Raw genomic sequence first — 9,765 nt, forward strand, 5'->3', positions numbered from 1 at the left:
TGTGCTACACAAGAGCGTACTATATATATAGTTGCGACCACTCGTCAACCGCGGTGTTAAGTTAAGGAAGAAGCGGGATGAGGATTCAGTGTCCTATGCGGAAAACCCCCGTCTCAGCGTGTGTATCGAGTGGATAAACTTGGGTTTTGTGGAGCGAGGGCGGACACCCCGCGAGATTATTGAAAAGAGTATTCGCCACCATCTTGCAATATTATCACTCTCAAATACAGTTATTGTTCTTGAGGATTTGGGTGTCGATCGAAGTCGTATTGCTGTTCACAACTGGGTACAGAAAGCCGATCTACAGCCAGCTGACGGTGAGAGTTCGGATCGCGTTGCGGTCGATCAGAAGGTGATCCGGGTCAACGACGAACAGTGCTGGCTGTACGCTGCTGTCGATCCAGAAACGAACAGAATCCTTCACTCACGCCTGTTTCCGACGTATACGATCCCGATCGCACGAGGGTTTCTCACTGAATTAGCCGAGAAACATGATGTTGAAGACGCACTGTTTCTCGTCGGTGACGCCGACGATTTGATCGGTGCGCTCCGTCGAGAAGACTACAGCTACCTCGTTGAACAACACGGCTTTAGAAATTCCGTCGAACATGTCTTTAGAGAAGTAGAACACCAAATATCTTCGTTTTCAAACTGTTTTAGCCACGTCGATCCACCGACCGCGGAAGCATGGCTACAAGCCCACACCGTCTGGTGGAATCATGCTTAAGTTAACACGACGGCTCCGACTCCGGCGCTACCTGTAACTGTCTCGTATTGACTACAAAAGCTACGGCTCTGCGGATATAAACCACCGTAGTACAGTTTTCGAAAGGGGGAATTACACAACTTCTCTTTTAGTTCCGTGAGGAAATATAGCTATGTTCTCGACGGTGCTTCCCGACATCTTGATTCAGGGATGGGCGCTACAGCTCTCGCCGGAACTTGCGAGCCGTGCGCAGTTCGGTTGGACGATCAGCGTTCACATCATTTTCGCCTCGCTCTCGGTCGGGCTGGCGCCGTTCATCGTCTATTTCACTTGGAAAGACGTTCGGACCGACGACGAGCGGTTCACACGGCTGCGATCATTCTGGGTAAAGGTGTTCGCCGCTGGATTCGTCATGGGAACGGTCACCGGCATCCCGATGAGCTTTCAGTTCGGGACGAACTTCCCACAGTTCGCCGAGGTGGCTGGAGAGCTGATTGGTGGGCCGCTCGCATTCGAAGCGAAGATGGCGTTCTTCCTTGAGGCTGTTTTCCTCGGGGTATTGCTGTTTGGTCAGAAACTCGTTAGCGATCGGACATACATCCTCTCGTCGGTACTGGTGGGAGTCGGGGCTTGGTTGTCCGCCTTCTGGATCCTGATCGTCAACGCTTGGATGCAGACTCCACAGGGCTTCGAGATGATCACGCGTAACGGCATGGAAGTTGCGAAGCTAACCGACCCGCTGGCTGCGTTCTTCACGCCCCGTATGTCGTGGATGTATGTACACATGGTCAATGCGTCGGTGATTTCTGTCGCGCTGCTGGTCGCAGGGGTCTCGGCGTACATCGTCTGGAAGAAGCGCGATGCCGCCGCATGGAACACGGCGTTGAAACTCGCAGTTATCATCCTGCTCGTCACCGCTCCTCTGCAAGCAGTCCATGGTGACGCGTATGGGCGCCACGTCGCAGATACACAGCCGCAGAAGTTCGCCGCTATGGAAGCTCACTACGAGACCGGCACGGCAGACTTACACCTGCTCGCGTTCCCAATGAGCATTGACGCACTCACCGATCCGAAAGCTGAGAACCTTTTTACTGTGAGTCTTCCAGGGGTCGGGTCGTTCCTCGCTACCGGTGGTGACTTTGACGCCGAAGTACTTGGATTAAACGAGTACGAGGAGAACCCGCCCGTAGCGATGGTTTTCTGGTCGTTCCGGTTCATGGTCGGACTCGGATTCCTGTTCATCGGGCTGGCACTGTGGGGCGGGTATCTCATTTACAACGGACGCCTCTCGGAGAGCAATCGATTCCTGAAGACGATGGTTGCTGCGTCGCCGCTCGGCTATGCGGCGCTTCTTACGGGGTGGTACGTCACAGAAATCGGTCGACAACCGTGGGTCATCCAGGGCGAGCTCAGAACCAGTGAAGCCGTCTCCTCAACACTGACTGGAACGGAAGCGACTCTAACGCTCGTCGGCTTCGTCATTATCTACATCGGATTGATATTGGTAGCCCTTCACGTGCTGCGGTGGCTGGTTGAAGACGAACTCCATGAACTCGGAGTGAGGGCATCAGACGACGATCGCTGGTACGGTCCGGTCCCGAAGGTGAGCAACGATGACTGAGCTGGTGTTGTTCGCCGACGCGTATCTTGTCGACGCACTTCCCGAGATCTGGTTCGGTGCTGTCATGTTTGCGCTGGCGATGTACATAATTCTCGACGGGTTCGACTTCGGAATCGGGATGCTGTACGCGACTCGCAACAACGAACACGAGAAGGAGACATTCCTGACGGCGTTCGGTCCGGTTTGGGACGCAAACGAGGTGTGGGTTGTCGCCTTCGGAACGATGCTGCTAGCGGCGTTCCCGCGGGTGTACTCGCGAGTCTTGGCCGACCACTACCTGCTCGCGATCAGCTTCGTACTCGCGCTGCTGTTCCGCGGGCTTGGCCCAGAAATGCGCGAACAGCGTGACGACGGGCGCTGGAAGCGCTACTGGGATTACTCTTTTGTCGGAGGGAGCTTTCTCGCGCCGCTGCTGTTCGGTACTCTCGCTGGTCGGTGGATCTTTGACGCGCCGACACTGTCGCTGCCGGCACTGTTGACTGGTGTCGGCCTCGTAACCGTCTCGGTTGCCACTGGGGCGGCCTTTCTGACGGCTAAAACCAGACCACGGCTAGCGTCCGACCTGCGCATGTACGGGATTATTGCGACACTGGCGTACTTGATCGGAGTTATCGCTCTTCTGATGACTGTCGTCGTAACTGATGCCGGAGGTACTGCCGAAATCGTTCTTTCGCTTCCCGTAGGTGTGATTGTCCTCTTGTCGGCTGTTACGGGAGGAGGGGGAAGTGTTCTTGCCCTGCGCGGCAAGTATCGTGCTTGGCTGGTGAGCTCGCTCGGGCTTCCTGCGCTATTGAGCCTGCTGGTCGCTCTCCTGCTATATCCGACTATCTATCCGCCAACTGGCTTGACGGTTCGAGAAGCGGTTGTCTCACCGTTAGCGCTGAATCTCGTGACGATTCTCGGATTCCCGGCGCTTCTCCTCGTATTGTGGTACTTCAAATTCCTCTATGGCGTGTTTAGCGGTCCAATCGCGGGTGAAAGATACAAAAATTGAAGGTGTATGCTACCGGGTTGGCATCGACGACCCTTTTATCATCCGTTCGAAGTGTGCCGTTGTGACGGTGAGCTAGATACAGACCTGCTAGGTGAGTTGGTCGTTAATCACCACTACACCCTCGGTCTCAACGAGCCTATCTCAGAGAACTTCACCGGCGACCGGCGTCTGCTGGAAAAAGATCGCCTCATTGTGACGCAGGACCCACAGAACACACCATCTGTCTTCAGTTAAGCAAGAAATCGAGTGACTGCGGTGGCTTATCGGGACCTCTTTCGGAAGGACTGAGGAAGTCCAGTCCGGATATGACAAGGGTTCCTCATTCGATTGTGTTACTATACAAGTAAACCGACGCGATCTGCTCTGTTGAATCCGATGACGGCACGGGGATTGTGATCTATGAAGGGGGATTATCTCGCTTTTTGTCGTCAAACAGTTGGATCGATCTACCCAAAGATCTCGATCTTCTCGATCAAGAGTCCATCTCTGAATTCTCTCAGCAGCGCTCCTGAACCGAGTACAGAGTAACCCGACCCCGACGCCTTCTGCGGATTCAACAGAGCAGACGCGATCACAATGAAAGCTTCCGCAACTTTCGTGACGGTGACAATTGGGCTAATTGCCTAGTTCATGTAGAACGCTTCGATTCCCCAACCTTGGAACGGGAACAGCGCAAGAATCGTCACTAACAGTAGCCCCGATTTCACGACTATGTTGCGTGTCGAATGACCTATACCTAGTTCAGAAAAATCACCCTAATTGACCGCGGCCGATCTGGAATCTCGCGCCCTGAAGGCTATCTGTCTCGTGAGCAAGAGAACAAGCTAAACCGGTGGTCCCAACCGCTGCCCGAAGCAGAACACGCCGTTGATGCGCTCACGCATGCAAGAGTGTAATCGATCCAGAAAGCGACCTCATTAGTGACTGGGACGAACTAGACGAAGATAGTCAGTCTTGGTACTGTGCCGGCGTACCCTGCGAACTTTTCGATGATAGATACCGCGAGCTCGAGGAGCGGCTTGATAGCCAGCCGCGGGTTGCGGCAGCGGTTGGGTTGGGTTCGAAGAGGCCACCGCACTACTCGACGTTGTCGCGGCAGATCGGCAAGCTCGACGAGAACATTTTGGAGCAAGCTGCGCGTTGGGCAAACAACGCTGCTCTTCATCAGTTTCTTCCTCGAGGAAGGTCTCCAGATGCTCTCCCCGAAGACCCGTCAAAACCTCGGTCTTACTATGATATCGTCGACGAAGAATGGTCAGTGGAGATGGACGAAAAGATGTGACAAGCTACCCGAATCGCCGGTGAGTATCTGGCACTAACAACTCCCCATCTGCGCTCCGGTCGCGACCGGACCGCCCCGAATTTCAAACATCCTATCGAGTCGTTCATCCGGCTTCTATCCCACATTGCGCTTGAAGACTGGCACTTGGGGAGCGATGCTGATATCCTTCGCTGGCAGTCTGACGACGATGTCGATGTACCTACTGCATCTACCGACTGAAAGTACGCTCGCAGGCAGGAGGTTGAGGAGCTCGAGGGGAAGTTCCTCAAGGCCAGCTGTGCGCTGCTTGAACGCGAGGAGCTACTCCCTCTAGGACCGGTTCACTTGGCGTACGACGTTACAAAGGTCCGCTGGTACGGCGCCGAGCACGAGTGGACGATTGGAAGGCCGAAAGACGCGAATACGACCGACTTCTGGCACTACGCAGTCCTATCTGCTACTGGTCCCGATCGAAACTACGTGTTGGGGGCGACACCGATCAAGAAACAGACAGAGATCGCGCAAGCACTTAGACGGCTTCTTCGTCGGGTTCACACCCACGCTGACTTCGATACCGGGCGGATCTACTTCGACTCAGAGATGTATCGCGAAGACATCGCCACTACTTGTCGCGAGATCGGCGCGGATTTCCTCATCCAGGCAAAAGACGCCATTCGTCTTCAGTTAATACTTTCAGTAATACTCAATAGCCGTGTTTTCTGGTCGAATACGGCCTTATCACACCGACTCTGGGCAGAAAATGCTGTTTGCGATGGTTATTTATCAGCCAATCTCACCAGCACTGGAGTCTAATCCGTGTGGTCTCTCAATTCTAATACCAACAAGCATAGATTCTACTGTGAATACTGAAACACTCCGATTTGAGACGTCGGATTCCTTGGCGGAATCAGCAGGATATCTCCCCTAGAAATTCGGTTTCCCCTGACAATCAGGGATCCATTATTTTTGACTCAGCTTTACGAAGATGCTCTAGAAAAGTCGTCTTCGATACAGAAAAATCCGAGCACATATCGCGAACCGTAGTCTCACGCGGCCATTCGTAGTACCCGTCTTGCCGTGCAAAGTTGATTACCTCCTGCTGTTTCGGAGAAAGATTATATTGGATAGGTAGGGGACCGTGGCTCAGCTGTTGATTGCCAGAGATAATCTGGTTGACGTTGATCTCAGCATCAATTTGGTCACGGATCTTGTCCAGCCGAGCTTCGATTTGGTCTCTGGATTCTTCAATAAATACTGGCCACCGTTCGCCGGTCCCCTGAACGTGAACAGGACTATGATTGATGAATCCCTCAGAAATTAACGCGTCTCCGACGCTGTGATTAGTGTCGTAATCAACGATGATATCTGTCGATGGAACCCCAAACAGAGACTCGTATTCTAATTGTTGACTCGGTAGAATATACACCGATTCAGTATACGGTGATTGTTTGACAGAAGTTATGAACGACTCTATTTCGTCCGTTTTCTTGTTGAATACGGTAAAGTGCCCTTTTGCAGTCCCGGCGGAAATTCTGTGAACACGGTGCATGAGCATTTCTGCGGCTGTTTTGTCGGCCGCATCGATGCCCCAACAATCCTCATGCCAGACCTGAAGCAAAGCTCGGTTACACGACTCTACTGAAGCACGGCTCATGGTAACTGTCTACGATGCTATTACAATATAAGAGCCCTGTTTAGACGCGAATCGGCAGTCAATTCAGTTTGCTAATAGTACTTTAAATAAGTTATTGATTAACATTATTTTATTTGAATTAATATCTATTCCCAACAGCTATTAACGCCAGTGGAAGAAATAAAGGAAATAGATGCTAGCGCCAGTAACGAGTATACCAACCGCAGCAAAGGCCAAAGCAGCCAAGCCAATTGTGTAGGATGCTATTTGAACCGCTTGAATACTAACGAGAACGGAATGCTGCCAATGCTCAACAGTCGCAGTATGCAGTGTCTGGAGCGTATCTGAAAGTTCCGGCTTTGTTGAAATCCTCAGGAAGTGATACATTCTGACTGGCTGTGGTCAGTACCGCCTGTGCTTCACTCGCTGAGTGGCAACAGGGGGAGATAAGCCTATAAGATAAGATCGAGTACGACCCACGAATGCGACTCCGTCACTCTCTGTCGCTTGTCTTTCGCGCCCTCCTCGCGGTGGGGCTATTGTCAGTTGTCTTCCTCGCCGTCATCTTCACGCTGGGGGCTCTCCCGACCGCATTTATCCTCGAAGTTCTGGGCAGTGATGGGGGGGCGACGACAACGGAACTCAACTACGCCGTCCTCATCGGCACCGCGGTCGCGCTGGTTATTGCCGGCCCCGGCGTTGTGTGGACCCTTGTTCGTGGCGTACGCCGGGAGCGGCGGACGCTGCTCGCGGACTCCCGACCGACCGCGTCGGAGAACGGCGAAGACGCGGTCTCCGCGGCCTGTCGTCGCCTCGCCGCCCGCTTCGACGTGCCGGAACCAAATGTCCGGGTCCGGTCGACAGCGACTCCGCTCGCGTACACCACCTACCGCCCCGAGGACCCGCTGGTCTCTATCGGCGGCGGCAACCCGACGATAGTCGTGAGTGAGGGTCTCCTCACCGCGCTGTCGTCCGCAGAGCGCGACGCAGTGCTCGCCCACGAACTCGCTCACCTCGCCAACGGCGACCTCGATCTCGCGGCGGGGCTGTTCGTCCCGGTCCACGCGGCCGAGGAGTTGTACGACGGCCCGGACGCGGTTGGCCTTGATCCGCTCGGGTGGGCCTTTGCCGCGACCGCCGCCATCGGGTTCGGCATCTTCTCGCGTGGCCGCGAACTCGCGGCCGACCGCGCAGCGGCCGCGGCGACGGGGGATCCGGCCGCACTCGCCACCGCGCTCGAACGACTCGACGACACGAACGGGAGGACGCGACCGACGGCTGACCTCCGCGATCACAATGCGGCGACGGGCGCGATGAACGTACTCCCGATCGAGAGGGACTCGATGGCCGGTCGGCTCGGCGCGACGCATCCCTCGACTGCGACCCGCGTAGAGCGACTCCGTCGACTGGTCGCTGCCGAGTGAGAGTCAGTCCGAAGCCGTACGGAACTGTCTGAAGAATAGGATTTCAACAAGGCCAAAGTTCCATAAATCGCGTATTGGTTCAACCCGTGTCAGTTGACTTGTTTCTAGCGTTTCTAGCGCCCTCAGCTGATTATCGGGGTTCTGACCGAAGTACCCGATGAGCCACTTCAAGACTTCTCACCATCGTCAAACACGGCGGCAAAGTCCTCGAGAAGTTCTTTTTGTGACTGTCCTGCACCACGAGAGGGAAGTGGTGCTTCCCAGCATTCGATCTGAAGTGTGTGCGCATTCGACACTAACTCCGGCTCAGTTACCACATTGAAGATGCCGGTGCGAAAGATAGCCAGTAGTCGATGGTCATGAACAGTAACGTAATCGATTCCAGCCCGATTCAGAACAACAGGGATGTCAGTCGGCTCAGATAGCGAGATAGAGGTGCTTGGAGACGCCGAATCGCTCATATCTAGTATTGGTCGATGGTACGGATAAATACCCTGAATAGAGAGGTATCCTATTGCTGACCAGCCAGACCACCATTGATCCGAGGTGAGGAATCCTGAATGGTATTATTATCAGCAGGCTCGAGAACCGTTTTCGCGTCGTAGCTATCAAAACTCTGAATTCGCGGGTTGTGTTGGTTAACACGAGAGAGCAGATGCTCTCCAGACCCCGATCCCACCGGCAAAATTCCAACAGATGCCATCAACATGCTCAACGAGGTGGGTTCAGAGGGGGTGAGATCCCGACGACCGTGATCATGTCGCCTGTGACGGCTGTAGACTAGTCGTCGACGGGCTTGTGGGGCTTACCTGGTTCCAGGTCAAACTGGGGCATCTGGAAAGACCGTTACAGCTATGCGCCCGCTGTAGTCCCGGTGGGCTCGAAACGCACTGGACGGCGACCTCGAAGAGAATCTCGTCACGACGCTGATAGAGTGTAGTGTTCAGATAAGCTGATTCCATTCGAAAGCAGACGATCTCAGCCACTCATTAGCAGCTTCTGCTTTGGCGTTCATTCGTCTCTAGCTAGGACTCAAACCTCGGTTGTGTAGCGGTAGCAAGCGTATCTTGTAACACTGGCCGTTGCTTGTGGATCTTCTGTGCGTCTTCGATCAGTCGTTCGAGCAGTGGTGGCGGTGAATAGCCAAGGTATTCGCCAAGTTCGTGGAGGATGAGCTGGGCGTGCGACCGGAAAGTCGCCACCCAGCGTTCTGGCGGAAACACAATTACATCGTCCACCTGTTCGGTGACCAGATTGAGCAAATCGCGACTTACCAGCAGTGACAGCAACGCCGCGAAAACATAACTTTGGCGACATGATTCTTCGTCGTATCGAACTCGTCCAGTTCGTACTGCGTCTTTAACTCACGGAACAGCAACTCCACCTCCCACCGACAGCGATAGATCGTGGCTGGATCCGACGGCAGGAACTCGTCTCTCGGCAGATTCATAATATACAGGTGGTAGCCGTCGGTCGCGTTAAGTTAGAGGATGAGGCGGACGAGTTCTGAGTGTCTATGACAGATTTCGACCGCCTCAGCGAACGTACCGCGTGGATTGACTTGTCATTTGTGGAGCGAGATCGAACTCCGCGCTGGGCGGTTGAAGTAGGGATCCGCTGTCACTTGGCCGGTCTATCGCTTCGAGAGGTAAGTAAATTTCTCGAAATGTTTGGAATCAATCGAAGTCACGTCGCTGTTCACAACTGGGTTCATAAAGCCGATCTACAGCCGATCTCGACTGTTTCAGAGGATCAACTCGCGGTTGACGAAAAGATGATCCGCCTTCACGGTCAGAAATTCTGGCTGTACGGCGCGGTTGATCCGTATACGAACGAAATCCTTCACGTGAGCCTCTATCCAACCACAAATAAACAGACGACGCGATGGTTTCTCACCGAACTACACCGGCGCTATCAGATCGACAACGTCGAATTTCTCGTCGATGACGCAGATTATCTCGGACCAGTCCTTGCTGAAGACGGTTATCGATTTCAAATCAGTCGACATGGAAATCGGAATGCTATCGAACGTGTCTTTTGGGAAATAGAACGTCGAACATCATCGTTCGCAAACAGTTTCAGCAATGCCGCGCTCGAGACAGTTCAAGATTCAGTACTTCACAAAG

General features: G+C 53.9%; 8 protein-coding genes and 2 pseudogenes. 7 read left to right on the forward strand and 3 right to left on the reverse strand.

All coding sequences use genetic code 11. The features are described 5' to 3' along the window. Positions 1 to 88: 88 nt before the first annotated feature. The 4 genes from DJ69_RS03825 to DJ69_RS17740 all read left to right on the forward strand — a co-directional run bounded on the left by DJ69_RS03825 (position 89) and on the right by DJ69_RS17740 (position 5,395). Positions 89 to 727: an IS6 family transposase gene (locus DJ69_RS03825; RefSeq protein ID WP_099254376.1), complete on the forward strand. Its 639-nt coding sequence runs from the start codon at positions 89 to 91 to the stop codon at positions 725 to 727. Between the two features lie 151 nt (positions 728 to 878). Then, positions 879 to 2,327: a cytochrome ubiquinol oxidase subunit I gene (locus tag DJ69_RS03830; RefSeq protein WP_099254377.1), complete on the forward strand. Its 1,449-nt coding sequence runs from the start codon at positions 879 to 881 to the stop codon at positions 2,325 to 2,327. Then, on the forward strand, positions 2,320 to 3,321 hold the full coding sequence (locus DJ69_RS03835; protein WP_099254378.1) for a cytochrome d ubiquinol oxidase subunit II: 1,002 nt from the start codon (positions 2,320 to 2,322) through the stop codon (positions 3,319 to 3,321). The genes DJ69_RS03830 and DJ69_RS03835 overlap by 8 nt, the downstream gene beginning before the upstream one ends. Before the next feature lie 1,606 nt (positions 3,322 to 4,927). Continuing rightward, a complete protein-coding gene (locus DJ69_RS17740) occupies positions 4,928 to 5,395 on the forward strand; it encodes a hypothetical protein (RefSeq protein WP_144050378.1) in 468 nt (155 codons plus the stop codon). Positions 5,396 to 5,531: 136 nt separating this feature from the next. Here DJ69_RS17740 and DJ69_RS03840 read toward each other — a convergent pair whose 3' ends face one another. After that, positions 5,532 to 6,236, reverse strand: coding sequence for a helix-turn-helix domain-containing protein (locus DJ69_RS03840; protein ID WP_099254379.1), 705 nt, complete (start codon positions 6,234 to 6,236; stop codon positions 5,532 to 5,534). 461 nt (positions 6,237 to 6,697) lie between these two features. On the opposite strand from DJ69_RS03840, the gene DJ69_RS18760 reads away from it, so the two are divergent. Beyond that, the gene (locus DJ69_RS18760) at positions 6,698 to 7,639 is read left to right on the forward strand and encodes a M48 family metallopeptidase (RefSeq protein ID WP_245851475.1); all 942 of its coding nucleotides are present in this window, start codon (positions 6,698 to 6,700) and stop codon (positions 7,637 to 7,639) included. 167 nt (positions 7,640 to 7,806) lie between these two features. On the opposite strand, the gene DJ69_RS17745 is transcribed toward DJ69_RS18760, so the two are convergent. Then, entirely contained in the window at positions 7,807 to 8,100 is a 294-nt protein-coding gene (locus DJ69_RS17745) for a hypothetical protein (protein WP_144050379.1), read from the reverse strand. A gap of 277 nt (positions 8,101 to 8,377) precedes the next feature. Here DJ69_RS17745 and DJ69_RS18765 point away from each other — a divergent pair. After that, positions 8,378 to 8,595 (forward strand): annotated as a pseudogene (locus DJ69_RS18765) (DUF7558 family protein); the annotation flags it as partial. Between the two features lie 69 nt (positions 8,596 to 8,664). Here the strand turns inward: DJ69_RS18765 and DJ69_RS03860 are convergent. Beyond that, positions 8,665 to 9,110: pseudogene (locus DJ69_RS03860) on the reverse strand (transposase); the annotation flags it as partial. A gap of 45 nt (positions 9,111 to 9,155) precedes the next feature. Between DJ69_RS03860 and DJ69_RS03865 the strand changes: the two are divergent. After that, a partial coding sequence (locus DJ69_RS03865; RefSeq protein WP_099254382.1) for an IS6 family transposase occupies positions 9,156 to 9,765 on the forward strand: 610 nt, incomplete at its 3' end.

This window comes from Halorubrum persicum (assembly GCF_002727125.1).
Classification (GTDB): domain Archaea; phylum Halobacteriota; class Halobacteria; order Halobacteriales; family Haloferacaceae; genus Halorubrum; species Halorubrum persicum.